This window comes from Ramlibacter tataouinensis TTB310 (assembly GCF_000215705.1).
GTDB classification, from domain to species: domain Bacteria; phylum Pseudomonadota; class Gammaproteobacteria; order Burkholderiales; family Burkholderiaceae_C; genus Ramlibacter; species Ramlibacter tataouinensis.
On the sequence record NC_015677.1, the window covers coordinates 818,779 to 835,721 of the forward strand.

The window sequence follows — 16,943 nt, forward strand, 5'->3', positions numbered from 1 at the left end:
AGAGACGAATTCCCAAGCCTATGAAGTTGCACGCTTTCCTGCTGATGGCTGCCTCGCTGGCGGCGACCGTGACCACGGCGCTGGCCCAGCAGCCGGCCGCGAATGCCGCGCCCGCCGACCAGGTGGCACCCGCGCAGCCGGCGGCAGCGGCCCAGGCCCCCGCCAAGCCGGACCCCGCGTTGGGCGAGCAGCGCTTCACCGCGGTGTGCGCCGCCTGCCACGGCGCGGACGGCAATTCGGCCATCCCGGCCAACCCCAAGCTGGCCGCCCAGCATCCGGAGTACATCGTCAAGCAGCTGCAGGAGTACAAGGCCGGCAAGAGGCCCAACGCGATCATGCAGGGCTTTGCCGCGCAGCTGTCGGACGCCGACATGCGCAACATCGCCGTCTGGCTGGACCGCCAGAAGGCCAAGCCGGGCTTCGCCCGCGACAAGCAGCTGGTGGCCACGGGCGAGCGCATCTGGCGCGGCGGCCTGCCCGACCGGCAGATCGCCGCCTGCGCGGGCTGCCACAGCCCCAACGGCGCAGGCATCCCGGCGCAGTACCCGCGCCTGTCGGGCCAGCATGCCGACTACACCGCGGCGCAGCTGGTGAAATTCCGCACGGCCGCCAACGTTCCCAACGTCAAGGGCGACAGCGCCCGGCCCAACAGCGTGCAGATGATGCAGATCGCCTCGCGCATGACCGACCAGGAGATCCGCGCGGTGTCCGACTACGTCGCCGGGCTTCGCTGAGGCCCAGCGGGAACCAAGCCCGCTTTGGCAGACACTTAAGACAGGCGGGACTCGCACCGGGCTCCCGCCTGTCGTCCCTTTCACGCCCCCACCATGAACGCTTCGACCCACGGACTCCGGGTCCGCACCGGCTCGCAGACGCTGCGCGCGGCGGTGGAGATGCTGTCGTCGATGCGCTTCGCGATCTCGCTGCTCACCGTCATCTGCATCGCCTCGGTGATCGGCACCGTGCTCAAGCAGCACGAGCCCGCCGTCAACTACTTCAACCAGTTCGGCCCCTTCTGGGCCGAGCTGTTCCTGGCGCTCAAGCTCAACGCGGTCTACAGCGCCTGGTGGTTCCTGCTGATCCTGGCCTTCCTGGTGGCCAGCACCTCGCTGTGCATCGCCCGCAACACGCCCCGGATCCTGACCGACCTGAAGGCGCACAAGGAGAACATCCGCGAGCAGGGCCTGCAGGCCTTCCGCCACAAGGCCGAGGGTGGCGTGGCGGACGCGCCGGAGCTGGCGGCGCAGCGCATCGGCCAGGCGCTGGCGCGCGCCGGCTGGAAGGTCAAGCTGCAGCGGCGCGAAGGCCCCGCCGGCACCGGCTGGATGGTGGCCGCCAAGGCCGGCGCGGCCAACAAGCTGGGCTACATCGCGGCGCACAGCGCCATCGTGCTGGTCTGCCTGGGCGGCCTGCTGGACGGCGACCTGATCGTGCGGGCGCAGATGTGGTGGGGCGGCAAGCAACCCTTTGCCGGCGGCGGCATGATCGCCGACGTGCCGGCCCGCCACCGGCTGCCGGCCGGCAATCCCACCTTCCGCGGCAACCTGCTGGTGGCCGAGGGCGCGCAGGCGGGCACGGCCATCCTGAACCAGTCCGACGGCATCCTGCTGCAGGAACTGCCGTTCTCCATCGAGCTGAAGAAGTTCATCGTGGAGCACTACTCCACCGGCATGCCCAAGCTGTTCGCCAGCGAGATCGTGATCCACGACCGCGAGACCGGCGAGAAGGTCCCGGCGCGCGTGGAGGTGAACCACCCGGCCCGGCACCGCGGCATCGAGATCTACCAGTCCAGCTTCGACGACGGCGGCTCCACGGTGCGGCTGGCGGCCGTGCCCATGAGCCCGGGCGGCAAGGCGTTCGAGATCCAGGGCGTGATCGGCGGCAGCTCGCAGCTGTCCAGGGGGCAGGGCGAGGGCGCGCAGACCCTGGCGCTGGAGTACACGGCCCTGCGCGTGATCAACGTCGAGAACTTCAGCGGCGACCCCGCGAGCAGCGGCGCCGACGTGCGCAAGGTGGACCTGCAAAGCTCCATCGAGGCGCGCCTGGGCGCGGGCAACAAGACGGTGACCAAGCGCGAGCTGCGCAACGTGGGCCCCAGCATCACCTACAAGCTGCGCGACGCCGCCGGCCAGGCGCGCGAGTTCCACAACTACATGCTGCCGGTGGACATGGGCGAGGGCGTGCCGGTGTTCCTGCTGGGGCTGCGCGACACGCCGGCCCAGGCCTTCCGCTACCTGCGCATACCCGCCGACGACCAGGGCGAGCTGGCCGGCTTCGTGCGCCTGCGCGATGCGCTGGCCGACGCGCAGCTGCGCGAGCAGGCGGTGCGCCGCTACGCCGCCAAGGCCACCGACCCGGCGCGGCCCGAGCTGGCGGGCCAGTTGGCCGCCTCGGCCAGCCGCGCGCTGCAGCTGTTCGCCGGCGGCAGTGGTCCGGACGGCAAGGCGGTAGGTGGGCTGCAGGCCATCTCCAATTTCATGGAGGCCAACGTGCCCGAGGCCGAGCGGGCCCGCGCGGGCGAGGTGCTGGTGCGCATCCTGAGCGGCTCGCTGTTCGAGCTGGTGCAGCTGACGCGCGAGCAGGCCGGCTTGGCACCGTTGCAGCCCAGCGACGCCACCCAGGCCTTCATGAGCCAGGCCGTGCTGGCCCTGAGCGACGCGCCGCTGTACCCTGCGCCCATGGCCTTCCAGCTCAAGGACTTCACCCAGGTCCAGGCCAGCGTGTTCCAGGTGGCGCGCGCCCCCGGGCGCAACATCGTCTACCTGGGCTGCGCCTTGCTGATCCTGGGCGTTTTCGCCATGCTCTACGTGCGCGAGAGGCGGCTGTGGGTCTGGCTGGCGCCGCAGGCCGGCGGGTCCCGCGCCACCATGGCCTTGTCCAGCAACCGCCAGACGCTGGACACGGACCGCGAATTCGAGCTGCTGCGCCACAAACTCCTGGGCCATCCATGAACACCGCCACCACCACCCTGATTCTGAACGAGGGCTTCCTGGCCCGCCGCAACTGGCTGGACTGGCTGTTCGCCGCGCTGGTGGCTGCCGGCGGCGCCTTTGCCTTCAGCCGCTACGGCGGCTACATGGACGTGTACGAGAAGGCGATCCTGCTGGCGGCCATCCCCTCGACCGTCTGGCTGGGCTGGTTCTGGCGGCCCCTGCAGCGGCTGATGGCGGCGGTGGCGGTTTTCGCGCTGCTGGGCGTGGGCAGCTACCAGGGCGACCTGGGCCGGGCCGAGTCCGTCTTCTGGCTGAAGTATTTCCTGTCCAGCCAGTCCGCCATCCTCTGGATGAGCATGCTCTTCTTCATGAGCACCGCCTTCTACTGGATCGGCCTGCTGGGCCGTGGCCAGGCCACTGCCATGGAGCGCATCGGCTCGGGCATCGCCTGGGTCGCCGTGGGCATGGCCCTGATCGGCACCCTGGTGCGCTGGTACGAGAGCTACCTGATCGGCCCCGACATCGGCCACATCCCGGTGAGCAACCTGTACGAGGTGTTCGTGCTGTTCTGCTGGATGACGGCGCTGTTCTACCTGTACTTCGAGCAGCAGTACGGCACGCGCGCCCTGGGCGCCTTCGCCATGCTGGTGGTCAGCGCCGCGGTCGGCTTCCTGCTCTGGTACACCGTGGTGCGCGAGGCGCACGAGATCCAGCCGCTGGTGCCGGCGCTCAAGAGCTGGTGGATGAAGCTGCACGTGCCGGCCAACTTCGTGGGTTATGGCACCTTCGCGCTGGCGGCCATGGTGGCCTTCGCCTACCTGGTCAAGGCGCAGGCGGCCGAGACGCGCTGGTGGAAGCTGGCGCCGCTGTGGGCACTGGGCATGGTGCTGTGCTTCGAGCCGCTGGTGTTCCGCAAGGCGCCCGAGGGCGGCATGAGCGACTATTGGGCGGTGTATTTCGGCATCTCGGCCCTGATCGTCGGTGGCATTTTGATGCTGCGGCGGCGCATCGCCGAGCGCCTGCCGGCCTTCGAGGTGCTGGACGATGTGATGTACAAGTCCATCGCCGTGGGCTTCGCCTTCTTCACCATCGCCACCGTGCTGGGAGCGCTGTGGGCCGCCGAGGCCTGGGGCGGCTACTGGAGCTGGGACCCCAAGGAGACCTGGGCGCTGATCGTCTGGCTCAACTACGCGGCCTGGCTGCACATGCGGCTGATGAAGGGCTTGCGCGGCGCCGTCTCGGCCTGGTGGGCGCTGGTCGGCCTGGCGGTGACCACCTTCGCCTTCCTGGGCGTCAACATGTTCCTGTCGGGGCTGCACAGCTACGGCAACCTGTAATGCCCTACTGAATCCGTTGCCCGACCGGCCCGCGTAACCTGACCAGAACCCCAAGGACGACGAGCATGCTGATCAAGACGAACGACGACGGATTCATCCACCCGGTCCCCGGCGAGATCACGCCGCGGGCGGCCTACCAGAACCGGCGGGAATTGCTGCGCTTCATGGCCAGCGGCGCCGCCGGCGGCACGCTGGCGGCCTGGGCCGGGCGCCAGGCCCTGGCCCAGCAGGTGCAACGCCCGGGCAAGCTGGCCCCTCTGCCGGGCACGCGCTCGGCCGTGGCCGGTGCGGTCACCATGGAGAAGGTGACCGACTACAAGGACGCCGCCAGCTACAACAACTTCTACGAGTTCGGCACCGACAAGGCGGACCCGGCGCGCAACGCCCACACGCTCAAGACCACGCCCTGGACGGTGGAGGTCGACGGCCTGGTGAAGAAGCCGGCCAAGTACGCCATCGAGGACCTGCTCAAGCTCAGCGCACAGGAAGAGCGCATCTACCGCCTGCGCTGCGTGGAAGGCTGGTCCATGGTCATCCCCTGGGTCGGCTACTCGCTGGCGCGGCTGATCGAGAAGGTGGAGCCCCTGGGCAACGCCAAGTACGTGGAGTTCATCACCCAGGCCGACCGGGCCACCATGCCCGGCCTGCGCGCCTCGGTGCTGGACTGGCCTTACGCGGAAGGCCTGCGCCTGGACGAGGCCATGCACCCGCTGACCCTGCTGGCCTTCGGCATGTACGGCGAGGTGCTGCCCAACCAGAACGGCGCGCCGGTGCGGCTGGTCGTGCCCTGGAAGTACGGGTTCAAGAGCGGCAAGAGCATCGTGCGCATCCGCTTCACCGAGCAGGAACCCAGGACCGCCTGGAACAAGGCCGCCGCCAACGAGTACGGCTTCTATTCCAACGTGAACCCCAATGTCGACCATCCGCGCTGGAGCCAGGCCACCGAACGGCGCATCGGCGAGGACGGCCTGTTCGCCAAGAAGCGCAAGACACTGATGTTCAACGGCTACGAGGCCCAGGTGGGGCAGCTGTACGCCGGCATGGACCTGAAGAAGAACTACTGAGATGGCCTCTTCGGCCACCCATGCCGCACCGGCCTCGCGTCGCCCGCCCGCCGCGGTCTCGCGCGGGCTGATGCACCCGGCGGCCAAGCCGCTGCTGTTCGCACTGTGCCTGCTGCCGTTCGGCTGGCTGTTCTACGGCGCCCTGACCGATGGCCTGGGCGCCAATCCGGCCGAGTACCTGATCCGCGCCACCGGCGACTGGACGCTGCGCTTCCTGTGCCTGACCTTGGCGGTGACGCCGCTGCGGGTGCTGGCCGGCCTGCCGGCGCTGGCGCGCTTTCGTCGCATGCTGGGCCTGTTCATGTATTTCTACGTCGTGCTGCACCTGGTCAGCTACGCCTGGTTCGACATGGGCTTCGACGTGAGCGAGATCGCGCGCGACATCGCCAAGCGGCCCTTCATCCTGGTGGGCTTTGCCGCTTTCCTGCTGCTGACGCCGCTGGCCGCGACCTCGTTCAACCGGGCAGTCAAGGCCCTGGGGGCCAAGCGCTGGCAGGCGCTGCACAAGCTGGTCTATGCGGTCGCCGGTCTGGCCGTGCTGCATTTCTTCTGGATGCGCGCGGGCAAGAACGACTTCGCCGAGGTGGCGGTGTATGCCGCCATCCTGGCCGTGCTGCTGGGGTGGCGTGTGCTGCAGTGGGCGAAGAGGAAGCGGGCCTAGCCCGCTTGCATCAACCGGGCAGCCGTTCCATCCGCATCTGGTCCTGCGCCGTTTCGCGCTCGCGGATCAGGTGGGCCCGGTCGCCGTCCACCAGCACCTCGGCGGCGCGGCCACGGGTGTTGTAGTTGCTGGCCATGCTCATGCAGTAGGCACCGGCCGACAGCACGGCCAGCAGGTCGCCGGACCGCACGGCCAGCTCGCGGTCACGTCCCAGCCAGTCGCCGCTCTCGCACACCGGGCCGACCACGTCATAGCGCTGCGCGTTGCCGCGCGTCGGCCGCACCGGTTCGATGCGGTGGAAGGCTTGGTACATGGCCGGCCGCGGCAGGTCGTTCATGGCGGCATCGACGATGCAGAAGTTCTTGTGCTCGCCGGGCTTGAGGTACAGCACCTCGGTCAGGCAGACGCCGGCATTGCCCACCAGCGAGCGGCCGGGCTCGATCATGAGATGGCGGCCGCCATGGCCGCGCGCGTCCAGCTTGGCCAGCAGCTGCGCCCACAGCGTATCGGCGGCCGGTGGGCGGTCGCCGTTGTAGTCGATGCCCAGGCCGCCGCCGAAGTCGATGTGGGCGAGGGGGATGCCGGCGGCCTCGACCGCCTCCACCAGGTCGAGCACGCGGTCCATGGCGTCGAGGTAGGGCGCGCCGTCGGTGATCTGCGAGCCGATGTGGCAGTCGATGCCCACCACCTTCAGCCCCGGCAGTTCGACGGCGCGGCGGTAGGCGTGCAGAGTGCGCTCGTGCGCGACGCCGAACTTGTTGTCCTTGAGGCCGGTGGAGATGTAAGGATGGGTCCTGGCATCGACGTTCGGGTTGACACGGATGCTCACGGACGCCGCCACGCCGGCGGCGCTGGCCACCCGGCTCAGCTCCTCGAGCTCGGCTTCGCTCTCGACATTGAAGCAACCTATGCCCACCTCCAGCGCGCGGCGCATCTCGGCGCGTGTCTTGCCGACCCCGGAGAAGATGACCTTGGAGGGCAGCGCCCCGGCCGCGAGCACGCGCTCGAGCTCGCCGCCCGAGACGATGTCGAAACCGCAGCCGGCCCGCGCGAACAGCTGCAGCACGGCCAGCGAGGAGTTGGCTTTCATCGCATAGCAGATGGTGGCCTGGCGGCCGGCGAAGCCGCGCTGGTAGGCCGCGAGCGCTGCCAGCATGGCCGCCTTGGAATAGACGAACAGGGGCGTGCCGTGCTGCCGCGCCAGCGCTGCCAGCGGCAGCTGTTCGATCCAGAGTTCACCGTCCTGCCGGTGGACGTAAGGGTGGCCGGGCAGGTGGGTCATGGCGGGCTGTTGCCGGTGGGCGTGGACGCTGCAGGGGCCGGGGCAGGCGCGACGGTGGGGTTGGTCGGCGCCGGCGTCAGGGTCTGCGGCAGCGTGGCGCGGTTGGCCGCCGCCGGGCCGGTGGGCAGGTACAGCGAGCCCTTCTGGCCGCAGCCGGCCAGCACCAGGGACAGCACGGCCAGCCCCAGCGGGCCGCAGGTGACCCGCCTCACTAGAATCGATAGGTCGAACATCGTGAAATTGTAATGACCGACCTCGAATACATGGACCAGGCCGAAGCCCTGCTGCACGCGGTGGAGGCGAGCTGCGACCGTATCAACGAGGCCAGCGATGCCGACATCGACAACCAGCGCGTGGGCGGCATGGTGACGCTCACCTTCCCCAACGGCAGCCAGGTCATCGTCAACCAGCAAAAGCCCCTGCATGAGGTCTGGATGGCCGCCAAGGCCGGCGGCTTCCACTACCGCTTCGATGGCGGCCAGTGGCGCGACACCAAGACCGGTAGCGAGTTCTTCGCGGACCTGAGCCGCTACGCCAGCCAGCAGGCCGGCCAGGCGCTGCGCTTCGTGGCGCCCGCCTAGTTGCGGAACAGGTCCAGGATGCTGCGTCGCTCCTCGCCCGCCGGCGGGCGGCTGGGCGTGGGCGGCAAGCCGTCCGAATTGAGCAGGCTGCGGTCGGTCGCCGGCGTGCCGGGCGTGCCTTCGCCGGTGCTGCCGCCCAGCGGCGTCAGCGGTGTCAGCGGCACCAAGGCCGGCTCCGTCGGCGCCGCGCCGCCCAGGCTGGTGATGCCCGCGCCGTTCGAGTACTCCTGGTAGTACCACTCGCCCGCCACGTTGATGACGCCGTCCGGCGCCGTGGGCTCCGCCACCGGCACGCCCTTGAGCGCGGTTTCCATGAAGCTGATCCACACCGGCAGGCTCAGGCCGCCGCCGGTCTCGCGGTCGCCCAGCGAGCGGGGCGTGTCGTAGCCCATCCAGACCACGGCGGCGACCGTGGGCTGGAAGCCGGCGAACCAGGTGTCGATGGCGTCGTTGGTGGTGCCGGTCTTGCCGTACACGTCGGGACGCTTCAGGGAAGCCTGCGCTTTGGCTGCGGTGCCCGAGCGGGTGATCTCCTGCAGCAGCCGGTTCATGATGAAGGCATTGCGGGCGTCGATGGCGCGCGCTGATTCGTTGAGCAGTGGCGGCTGGCTCTCCACCAGCGTGCGGCCCTTGTGGTCGGTGATGCGGGTCACCAGCCAGGGGTTGACGCGGTAGCCGCCGTTGGCGAAGACGGAATAGGCGGTGGCCATCTGCATGGGCGTGACCGAGCCGGCGCCCAGTGCCATGGGAAGGTAGGGCGGGTGCTTCTCGGCATCGAAACCGAAACGCAGCACCCAGTCCTGGGCGTTGTGCGGGCCCACCGCCTCCAGGATGCGGATCGACACCATGTTCTTGGACTTGGCCAGGGCGGTATGCAGCTGCATGGGACCTTCGAACTTGCCGTCGTAGTTCTTGGGTTCCCAGGGCTGCCCACCCGTGACGCCGGCGTCGAAGAACAGCGGCGAGTCGTTGACCATGGTGCTGGGCGTGAATCCCTTCTCCAGCGCGGCGGAATAGATGAAGGGCTTGAACGCCGAGCCGGGTTGCCGCCAGGCCTGGGTGACGTGGTTGAACTTGTTCTTGTTGAAGTCGAAGCCGCCGATCATCGCCAGGATGCCGCCGTCGCGCGGGTCCAGCGCCACGAAGGCGCCTTCGACCTCGGGCAGCTGCGTGATCTCCCAGGTGTTCTTGGGCGTCTTCAACACCCGGATGACCGCGCCGCGGCGCAGCTTGATCTTGGGCGGCGCCTTGGCGGACAGGCCGGGCTGGGCCGGCCGCAGGCCTTCGCCGGTGATCTCCAGCTCCTCGCCGGTCTGGCGCACGGCCACGACCCGCCTCGGGCTGGCCTCCAGCACCACTGCCGACATCACGTCACCGTTGTCGGGATGCTCGGCCAGGGCGTCGTCCACCGCGTCGTCCAGTTCCTTGGGGTCGGCCGGGAGATCGACGAACTGTTCCGGGCCCCGGTAGATCTGGCGCCGCTCGTAATCCATGATGCCCTTGCGCAGGGCCTTGTAGGCGGCCTCCTGATGCGACAGCTTGACGGTGGTGAAGACGTTGAGGCCGCGGGTATAGGCCTCGTCCCCATACTGCGCATAGACCAGCTGGCGCACGGTCTCGGCCACGTAGTCGCCGTGTACGCGCAGGACCTCGCCGCCGCTGCGGATCTTCAGCTCCTGCTGCTTGGCCGCGGCCGCCTGGGCCGCCGTGATGTAGCCGTTCTCCTCCATGCGCTGGATGATGTAGAGCTGGCGCGCCCGGGCGCGCTTGGGGTTGCTGATCGGGTTGTAGGCGGAAGGCGCCTTGGGCAGGCCGGCCAGCATGGCGGCCTCGGCGATCGTGATGTCCTTCATGGGCTTGCCGAAATACGCTTCCGACGCCGCCGAGAACCCGTAGGACCGGTTGCCCAGGAAGATCTGGTTCATGTAGATCTCCAGGATCTGGTCCTTGGTCAGCAGGTGCTCCAGCTTCATGGTCAGCAGCACCTCGTACAGCTTGCGGGTGAAGGTCTTTTCGGACGAGAGATAGACGTTGCGCGCCACCTGCATGGTGATGGTCGAGGCGCCCTGGCTCTTGACCCTCCCCAGGTTGGCCACCGCCGCTCGCAAGAGGCCCCGGTAGTCCACGCCGCCGTGCGAGTAGAAGCGCGTGTCCTCGATGGCCAGCACGGCATCCTTCATGACCTGCGGGATCTCGGCGATGGGCGTGAGGTTGCGCCTTTCCTCGCCGAATTCGCCGATCAGCACGCCCTCGGCCGAGAACACCCGCAACGGCAGCTTGGGCCGGTAGTCCGACAGCTCCGAGATGTCCGGCAAATTGGGGTAGGCGACCGCCAGCGCCACGCCAACGATGGTGGCCACCGACACGATCACGGCCAGCAGCGCGCCGCCTGTCCACAAAGCGACACGACCGAGCGTACTTTCCCAGCCAGCGGGCTTTCGGGGCGAGGAGGCTGGCTTGTCCTGTTGAGCTTCAGAAGGCATAAAGAGTGAGATGAGGCTGCGTGGACATTATCGGAGCTTGCTCCTCAACGCATGAGCATTGTCCCAAGGTGCGCGATCGCCCGGCTGATGAAAGAAGGCCGCTGGCGGGCAGGGGACGCTCCCAGTATCGCAGTGAACCTCGTCAGTTTTTGCCAACGTGCACAGCCGTAGAGGGGGAAAAGTCCTTTGTCGACAAGGATGTTACTGCTAGCATTGAAGTGAAACCTTAAGTTTGTTACGCCTTGAAATAGGTCGTTTCAGGAGACTGTCTTGAGTTCTCTGAGCTCGCTTTTCAGCCACCAAGCCGCGCCACTGCTGGGCTTGGACATCAGCTCTTCCAGCGTGAAGCTGGTGGAACTCGGGCGTGACCGGAACGGCAACTACGTGCTGGAGCGCTGCGCTATCGAGCCGCTCGAGCGCGGCTGGATCACCGACGGCAACGTGGAGAAGTTCGACGAAGTGGCCGAGGCGATGCGTCGCGTCGTCAAGAAAAGCGGAACACGCACCCGCAACGTCGCCATGGCACTGCCGCCTTCGGCGGTGATCACCAAGAAGATCATCCTGCCGGGCGGCCTGTCCGAGCAGGACCTGGAACTGCAGGTAGAGGCCGAGGCCAACCAGTACATCCCCTTCTCCCTGGACGAAGTGAGCCTGGACTTCTGCGTGGTCGGCCCGAGTACCACCTCCGCGGGCGATGTGGAGGTGCTGATCGCCGCCTCGCGCAAGGAGAAGGTCCAGGACCGCCAGGGCCTGGCAGAGGCCGCCGGCCTCAAGCCCGTGATCATCGACGTGGAGTCCTATGCCTCGCGCCTGGCGGCCGGCCGCCTGATCCAGGGCCTGCCGAACGGCGGCGTCGACACCATGGTCGCGCTGTTCGAGGTGGGCGCGTTCACCACCAGCATGCAGGTCATGCGCAATGAGGAGGTCCTGTACGACCGGGACCAGGCCTTCGGCGGGGCGCAGCTGACCCAGTTGATCGTCCGCCAGTACGGCTTCTCGCCCGAGGAGGCGGAAACCAAGAAGCGCAGCGGCGACCTGCCGGACGACTACGAGGGCGGCGTGCTCAAGCCCTTCGTGGAGAGCATGGCGCAGGAGATCGCGCGGGCGCTGCAGTTCTTCTTCACCAGCACGCCGCACAACCGGGTCGACTACATCATGATCGCCGGCGGTTCGGCGGCGCTGCCCGGCCTGAACGAGATGGTGACGGCGCAAACCTCCTTTCCCTGCAGCCTGGCCGACCCGTTCGAGGGCATGCAGGTCGCCGGCGGCGTGCGCGAGAAGAAGATGCGGCGTGAAGCGCCGTCCTACCTGACCTCCTGCGGTCTGGCCATGCGGAGGTTCCTGCAGTGATCCTGATCAACCTGCTGCCGCACCGCGAGGCGGCGCGCAAGAAAAGACGCGAACGCTTCTATGCCACGCTGGGCGCATCGGCGGTGGCCGGCCTCCTGGTCTCCGGCGCCATCTACCTCTGGTACGCGGCCCAGATCTCCCGGCAGCAGGCGCAGAACATGGTGCTGAAGACCGAGATCAAGGTACTGGAAAACCAGATCAAGGACATCGCCGCCCTGCAGCAGGAGATCGCGGCGCTGCGTGCGCGGCAACAGGCCGTGGAGGACCTCCAGGCCGACCGCAACATGCCGGTGCACCTCCTGAACGAGCTGGTGCGCCAGCTGCCGGACGGCGTCTACGTCACCAGCGTCAAGCAGGAAAACCAGTCGGTCGCGATCCTCGGCGTGGCCCAGTCCAACGAGCGGGTGTCGGAGCTGCTGCGCAACCTCGGCAACAACAGCCCCTGGCTGACGCGCCCCGAGCTGGTGGAGATCGTCGCCGGCAACGTGAACCTGTCGCCGCGGGAGCAGCGTCGCGTCGCGAACTTCAACATCCGCGTCAAGGTGCTGCGCGCCAGCGAGGCGCAAAAAGCCGCAGCCGCCGCCAGCGCCGCTTCGGCGCCCAAGACCTGATCGCCATGGCCACCCAATCCCTACCCAAGGTCGATTTCGCCGCGCTGCAGCAGCAGCTCCAGGCCCAGTTCCGCGGCCTCAATCCCAACGATCCGGCCTCCTGGCCGGGGCTGCCCAAGGCGCTGCTGTGCCTGGCGCTGGCGGCAGCGATCGTCGTCGCGTTGTGGTTCGTCTGGCTAAGCAGCTCCGACGAGGAGCTGCAGGCCGAACAGCGCAAGGAGCTGGAACTGCGCGAGGACTACAAGAAAAAGCTCGCGCAGGCCGTGAACCTGGAGGCGCTCAAGAAACAGCGCGAGCAGGTCCAGCAGTACGTGATCCAGCTGGAAAAGCAGCTGCCCAGCAAGGCCGAGATGGACGCGCTGCTGTCCGACATCAACCAGGCCGGCCTGGGCCGCAGCCTGCACTTCGATCTGTTCCGGCCGGGGCAGGTGAGCGTGAAGGAGTACTACGCCGAGCTGCCCATCGCCGTGCGCGTGACCGGCCGCTATCACGACATCGGCTCCTTCGCCTCCGACGTGGCCAACCTGTCGCGCATCGTCACACTGAACAACATGGCCATCACCCCGGCCAAGGACGGAGCCCTCACATTCGACGCCACCGCCAAGACCTACCGCTACCTGGATGCCGATGAAGTGAACGCGCAGCGCAAGGCGGCTGGAGGCAAGAAGTGATGAAGCGGACCTCTGTCACCGGTGTGGTCCTGGCAGCCTTCGCGCTGGCGGGGTGCGGTACGTCGCAGGAAGACGAGCTGCGTCAGTGGATGGCCGACCAGAAGGCACAGACCAAGCCGCAGATCAAGCCCATCCCCGAGCCCAAGAAATTCGTTCCCGAGCTGTACAGCGAGGAAGCGGCCACCGATCCGTTCAGCAACCTGAAGCTGACCCAGGCGCTCAAGCGCGAGTCCGGGCAGAACACGGCCAACGCGGCCCTGGTGGCGCCCGAGCTGGCGCGCCGCAAGGAGCCGCTGGAGGCCTATCCCCTGGATGCCATGGCCATGGTCGGCAGCCTGATGAAGCAGGGCCAACCGGTGGCGCTGGTGCGGGTGGACAACCTGCTCTACCAGGTCCGGCCGGGCAACTACCTGGGGCAGAACTACGGGCGCATCACCAAGGTAGGGGAGGCCGAGGTCATGCTGCGCGAGATCGTGCAGGACGCGGCCGGTGAATGGGTAGAACGCACAGCCACTTTGCAGCTGCAAGAGAGGTCCACGAAATGAAACAACGAAAACTGATGCAGTGGCGCTCGTTCCTGACGCTCAGCTGTGCGGTACTGACGTCGCTGGCGGCCGTCCAGGCGCACGCGCAAACCGTGATCGAGTCGGTCACCAGCTCCATCCAGGGAGGCATGGAGGTCGTGCGGGTCGATTTCTCGCAGCCGCTGGCGGCAGTGCCGGCCGGTTTCACCATCCAGGCTCCGGCGCGCGTCGCACTGGACCTCACCGGCGCCGCCAACGGCATGGGACGCTCGTCGGTCGACATCAACCAGGGCAACCTGCGCTCCGTCAACGTGGTGCAGTCGGGTGAGCGTACCCGGTTGGTCCTCAACCTGAAGGCGCCGACGGCGTACAAGGCGCAGCTGCAAGGCAAGTCGCTGCTGGTGATGCTGGACCCGGTGGCAGTGGCCGCCACCGCGCCGGCACCGGCCCAGAACACCTTCGCCGAGAACCGCGCCGTCGACACCCAGCCGATCAAGGACGTCGATTTCCGCCGCGGCACCGACAGCGCGGGCCGGGTGATCGTGGACCTGCCCAACAACCAGGTGGGGGTGGACATCCGCCAGCAGGGCAAGAGCCTGGTGGTCGAACTGCTCAAGTCGTCCCTGCCCGAGGGGCTGCGCCGGCGCCTGGACGTGACCGACTTCGGCACGCCCGTGCAGACCGTGACCACTACCCAGGTCGGCGACCGCGTGCGGCTGGTGATCGAGCCCCGGGGCCTGTGGGAGCACAGCGCCTACCAGAGCGACAACCAGTTCGTGGTCGAGGTGCGCCAGCAGAAGATCGACCCGAACAAGCTGACGCAGGGCCCCGGCTACGCCGGGGAAAAACTCTCGCTCAACTTCCAGAACATCGAGGTCCGGTCGCTGCTACAGGTGATCGCCGACTTCACCAACTTCAACATCGTCACCTCGGACTCGGTGACAGGCGCCGTGACGCTGCGCCTGAAGGACGTGCCCTGGGACCAGGCGCTGGACATCGTGCTGCAGGCCAAGGGCCTGGGCATGCGCAAGAGCGGCAACGTGCTGTGGGTCGCGCCCAAGGACGAGATCGCGGCCAAGGAAAAGCTCGACCTCGAGTCGCGCGCCGCCCTCCAGACCCTGGAGCCGGTGCGCACGCAGGCCTTCCAACTCAATTACAGCAAGGCGGTGGACATCGCCGCCCAGCTTACCTCGGGCACCGGCGCGGCGCGCATGCTGAGCCCGCGCGGCAGCGTGATCGCCGAGCCGCGCACCAACCAGCTGTTCGTCACCGACATCGGTTCGCGGCTGGAGCAGGTGCAGGCGCTGATCGCCCGGCTGGACATCGCCGTGCGCCAGGTGTTGATCGAGGCCCGCATCGTGGAAGCTTCGGACACCTTCGGCCGCTCGCTGGGCGTGCGCCTGGGCGGCAGCGATCTGCGCGGACTGCGCGGCGGCGACCCGGGTTACTCCGTCGGTGGCGGCACGAACCGCGTCGCGCTCGGCGGCACCTACGATGCCGTGTCGGGCACCACCGGGGAGGGCGATGTCGATCTGACCACCCTCAACACCAACTTTGTCAACCTGCCGGCCATCGGCCTGGCCGGTTTCAATGCGCCCAGTTTCGCCATCTCGCTGTTCAGCTCCGCGGCCAACCGGTTCCTGAACCTGGAGCTGTCCGCCATGGAAGCGGACGGCAAGGGCAAGCTGGTGTCCAGCCCGCGGGTCGTCACCGCTGACCAGACGAAGGCGCTGATCGAGCAGGGCACCGAGTTCCCCTACCAGCAGGCCACGTCCAGCGGCGCCACCTCGGTCGCGTTCCGCCGGGCCACGCTCAAGCTGGAAGTGACGCCTCAGATCACCCCCGAGGGCAACATCATCCTGGACCTGGACATCACCAAGGACAGCCGGGGCGAGACCACGGCCGCCGGCATCGCCATCAACACCAAGCACATCAAGACGCAGGTGCTGGTGGAGAACGGCGGCACTGTGGTGATCGGCGGCATCTTCGAGCTGACCGAAACGGAAAACGAAGCCAGGGTGCCGCTGCTCGGGGACGTTCCGGTCCTGGGCTACCTGTTCAAGAACAAGCAGCGTAGCTCCAACAAGCAGGAGATGCTGGTGTTCATCACGCCAAAGATGATTTCGGATCGGGCCGCGGCCAGGTAAACAAAACAGGAGAGAGGGTTTATGTTTTCGATCGATTTTTCGCGGCGCTCCGTTCGTGCAGGGTTGGGCGGCTCGGCGCTGCTGGCTTCGTTGCTGCTGGCTTCATGTGGCGGCGGGGGCGGGTGCGCGTCTGCCGAGGCCTGTGCTGGTGGGGGCTCGGGTGCGAGCACAGGCGCGGTCACTTCGGCCAGCGCCGTCTCGGTGTCGATCGGGACGGACGGGACGCTCGGCGCGGAAGCCGTAGACTCGCTCAAATATTCCAAACGTTTTGTGGTTACGGTGGTGGACCAGCTCGGCCGCCCTGTGCTTGGTGCGACGATCAGCCCTCGCGTCGAGATGCTGGCGTTCGCCAAAGGCTACTTCGAGCGTGATCCGGCCGACCTTACGAAGGTGACAAACGAATATCGTTACTTGTGCCAAGCCGAGGACGCTAACAACAACGACATCTTGGACGCGAACGAAGATGTCAACGGCGACGGCTTGCTCACGCCTCCCCGTTCCACGGTGGTGATAGTCCCGACGAAGGGCGTGTATACGACCGATGCCAGCGGTTCGGTGGTATTCGAGCTGCAGTACCCCAAGAACTACGCCACGTGGATCGTTCCCACCTTGGTGGCCACGGCCGGGGTCACAGGCACCGAGGGCCAGGCTCGCTTCGATTTCGTGACGGGCTACGTTGTTGGTGATGAGAAGCAGGTCAGCGCGCCTTTCAACTTCTCGCCTTTCGGGACCACGCCCGCCTGCACCGACACCAACTGATGGAAAGATATACCCTGGGCATTGGGCTCGTCGGCCTGCCCGGGGCTGGCAAATCCACAGTTGGGCGGCAACTGGCACGGCGCCTTAAGCTGCCCTTCGTCGACGCCGACCACCGGATCGAACAGCTCCTCGGCTGTTCGATCCGTTCCTTTTTCGAGCGTGAAGGCGAATCCGCCTTCCGCGACGTGGAGGCCTCCGTCATCGACGAGCTCACCCGGCAGTCCGCGTCGGTGATCGCCACCGGCGGCGGCGCGGTGCTGAGGGAGGCCAACCGGCGCTGCCTGCGCGAGCGCTGCCAGGTGGTTTACCTGTACTCCGCGCCCGAGGACATCTTCCGGCGCATCCAGCACGACACCCAGCGGCCCCTGCTGCAGGTAGACGACCCCATGGCGCGCCTGCGCGAATTGTTCGAGGCCCGGGACCCGCTGTACCGGCAGACTGCGCATGTGGTCGTGGAGGCCGGCACGCTGTCGGCCCCCGCGGTCGTCAAACGGCTGCTGGCCCAGCTGCGCCAGGGTGGCGGCCAAGGCGCCTGACGCG

General features: G+C 67.7%; 16 protein-coding genes. 13 read left to right on the top strand and 3 right to left on the bottom strand.

Going from position 1 to position 16,943, the window contains the following annotated elements:
- Positions 1-20 precede the first annotated feature (20 nt).
- The 5 genes from RTA_RS04035 to msrQ all read left to right on the top strand — a co-directional run bounded on the left by RTA_RS04035 (position 21) and on the right by msrQ (position 5,995).
- Complete coding sequence (locus RTA_RS04035; protein WP_013900102.1) at positions 21-734, top strand: c-type cytochrome; 714 nt, start codon at positions 21-23, stop codon at positions 732-734.
- A gap of 93 nt (positions 735-827) precedes the next feature.
- Positions 828-2,951 (top strand): cytochrome c biogenesis protein ResB, encoded by a 2,124-nt coding sequence (locus RTA_RS04040; RefSeq protein ID WP_041675025.1) that lies wholly within the window; start codon positions 828-830, stop codon positions 2,949-2,951.
- Positions 2,948-4,270: a c-type cytochrome biogenesis protein CcsB gene (gene ccsB / locus RTA_RS04045; protein ID WP_013900104.1), complete on the top strand. Its 1,323-nt coding sequence runs from the start codon at positions 2,948-2,950 to the stop codon at positions 4,268-4,270. Before RTA_RS04040 ends, ccsB begins: the two co-directional genes overlap by 4 nt.
- Positions 4,271-4,335: 65 nt before the next feature.
- Positions 4,336-5,334 carry a protein-methionine-sulfoxide reductase catalytic subunit MsrP gene (gene msrP, locus RTA_RS04050; RefSeq protein ID WP_013900105.1) on the top strand — a complete coding sequence of 333 codons (999 nt, stop codon included), beginning with the start codon at positions 4,336-4,338 and terminating at the stop codon, positions 5,332-5,334.
- A 1-nt stretch (position 5,335) separates the two neighbouring features.
- Positions 5,336-5,995 (top strand): protein-methionine-sulfoxide reductase heme-binding subunit MsrQ, encoded by a 660-nt coding sequence (msrQ, locus tag RTA_RS04055; protein WP_013900106.1) that lies wholly within the window; start codon positions 5,336-5,338, stop codon positions 5,993-5,995.
- Positions 5,996-6,005: 10 nt separating this feature from the next.
- Here msrQ and lysA read toward each other — a convergent pair whose 3' ends face one another.
- Together lysA and lptM are read right to left on the bottom strand one after the other, a co-directional pair.
- Entirely contained in the window at positions 6,006-7,277 is a 1,272-nt protein-coding gene (lysA, locus tag RTA_RS04060; protein WP_013900107.1) for a diaminopimelate decarboxylase, read from the bottom strand.
- Positions 7,274-7,510 (bottom strand): LPS translocon maturation chaperone LptM, encoded by a 237-nt coding sequence (lptM, locus tag RTA_RS04065; RefSeq protein ID WP_041675026.1) that lies wholly within the window; start codon positions 7,508-7,510, stop codon positions 7,274-7,276. The genes lysA and lptM overlap by 4 nt, the downstream gene beginning before the upstream one ends.
- A gap of 12 nt (positions 7,511-7,522) precedes the next feature.
- On the opposite strand from lptM, the gene cyaY reads away from it, so the two are divergent.
- Positions 7,523-7,858: an iron donor protein CyaY gene (gene cyaY / locus RTA_RS04070; RefSeq protein WP_013900108.1), complete on the top strand. Its 336-nt coding sequence runs from the start codon at positions 7,523-7,525 to the stop codon at positions 7,856-7,858.
- Here cyaY and RTA_RS04075 read toward each other — a convergent pair.
- Positions 7,855-10,341, bottom strand: a complete 2,487-nt coding sequence (locus RTA_RS04075; RefSeq protein ID WP_081466206.1) for a penicillin-binding protein 1A — start codon at positions 10,339-10,341, stop codon at positions 7,855-7,857. The two genes, cyaY and RTA_RS04075, sit on opposite strands and share 4 nt — an antisense overlap.
- Before the next feature lie 270 nt (positions 10,342-10,611).
- Between RTA_RS04075 and RTA_RS04080 the strand changes: the two genes are divergently transcribed.
- The 7 genes from RTA_RS04080 to RTA_RS04110 are packed head-to-tail and all read left to right on the top strand — an operon-like array spanning position 10,612 to position 16,939.
- Entirely contained in the window at positions 10,612-11,691 is a 1,080-nt protein-coding gene (locus tag RTA_RS04080) for a pilus assembly protein PilM (protein ID WP_013900110.1), read from the top strand.
- Positions 11,688-12,302: a PilN domain-containing protein gene (locus RTA_RS04085; protein WP_013900111.1), complete on the top strand. Its 615-nt coding sequence runs from the start codon at positions 11,688-11,690 to the stop codon at positions 12,300-12,302. The genes RTA_RS04080 and RTA_RS04085 overlap by 4 nt, the downstream gene beginning before the upstream one ends.
- Before the next feature lie 5 nt (positions 12,303-12,307).
- Positions 12,308-12,973, top strand: a complete 666-nt coding sequence (locus RTA_RS04090; protein ID WP_013900112.1) for a type IV pilus inner membrane component PilO — start codon at positions 12,308-12,310, stop codon at positions 12,971-12,973.
- On the top strand, positions 12,973-13,518 hold the full coding sequence (locus RTA_RS04095) for a pilus assembly protein PilP (RefSeq protein WP_013900113.1): 546 nt from the start codon (positions 12,973-12,975) through the stop codon (positions 13,516-13,518). The genes RTA_RS04090 and RTA_RS04095 overlap by 1 nt, the downstream gene beginning before the upstream one ends.
- A complete protein-coding gene (locus tag RTA_RS04100) occupies positions 13,515-15,644 on the top strand; it encodes a type IV pilus secretin PilQ (RefSeq protein ID WP_013900114.1) in 2,130 nt (709 codons plus the stop codon). Before RTA_RS04095 ends, RTA_RS04100 begins: the two co-directional genes overlap by 4 nt.
- A 21-nt stretch (positions 15,645-15,665) precedes the next feature.
- Complete coding sequence (locus tag RTA_RS04105) at positions 15,666-16,403, top strand: hypothetical protein (RefSeq protein ID WP_013900115.1); 738 nt, start codon at positions 15,666-15,668, stop codon at positions 16,401-16,403.
- A complete protein-coding gene (locus RTA_RS04110; protein ID WP_013900116.1) occupies positions 16,403-16,939 on the top strand; it encodes a shikimate kinase in 537 nt (178 codons plus the stop codon). Before RTA_RS04105 ends, RTA_RS04110 begins: the two co-directional genes overlap by 1 nt.
- The last annotated feature ends 4 nt before the right edge of the window (positions 16,940-16,943 follow it).

Coding starts and splice junctions, on each gene's coding strand:
- RTA_RS04040 (WP_041675025.1), top strand. CDS start 828: ATGAACGCTTCGACCCACGGACTCCGGGTCCGCACCGGCTCGCAGACG.
- cyaY (WP_013900108.1), top strand. CDS start 7,523: ATGACCGACCTCGAATACATGGACCAGGCCGAAGCCCTGCTGCACGCG.
- msrP (WP_013900105.1), top strand. CDS start 4,336: ATGCTGATCAAGACGAACGACGACGGATTCATCCACCCGGTCCCCGGC.
- RTA_RS04090 (WP_013900112.1), top strand. CDS start 12,308: ATGGCCACCCAATCCCTACCCAAGGTCGATTTCGCCGCGCTGCAGCAG.
- msrQ (WP_013900106.1), top strand. CDS start 5,336: ATGGCCTCTTCGGCCACCCATGCCGCACCGGCCTCGCGTCGCCCGCCC.
- RTA_RS04095 (WP_013900113.1), top strand. CDS start 12,973: ATGAAGCGGACCTCTGTCACCGGTGTGGTCCTGGCAGCCTTCGCGCTG.
- RTA_RS04075 (WP_081466206.1), bottom strand. CDS start 10,341: ATGCCTTCTGAAGCTCAACAGGACAAGCCAGCCTCCTCGCCCCGAAAG.
- lptM (WP_041675026.1), bottom strand. CDS start 7,510: ATGTTCGACCTATCGATTCTAGTGAGGCGGGTCACCTGCGGCCCGCTG.
- RTA_RS04110 (WP_013900116.1), top strand. CDS start 16,403: ATGGAAAGATATACCCTGGGCATTGGGCTCGTCGGCCTGCCCGGGGCT.
- lysA (WP_013900107.1), bottom strand. CDS start 7,277: ATGACCCACCTGCCCGGCCACCCTTACGTCCACCGGCAGGACGGTGAA.
- RTA_RS04035 (WP_013900102.1), top strand. CDS start 21: ATGAAGTTGCACGCTTTCCTGCTGATGGCTGCCTCGCTGGCGGCGACC.
- ccsB (WP_013900104.1), top strand. CDS start 2,948: ATGAACACCGCCACCACCACCCTGATTCTGAACGAGGGCTTCCTGGCC.
- RTA_RS04105 (WP_013900115.1), top strand. CDS start 15,666: ATGTTTTCGATCGATTTTTCGCGGCGCTCCGTTCGTGCAGGGTTGGGC.
- RTA_RS04100 (WP_013900114.1), top strand. CDS start 13,515: ATGAAACAACGAAAACTGATGCAGTGGCGCTCGTTCCTGACGCTCAGC.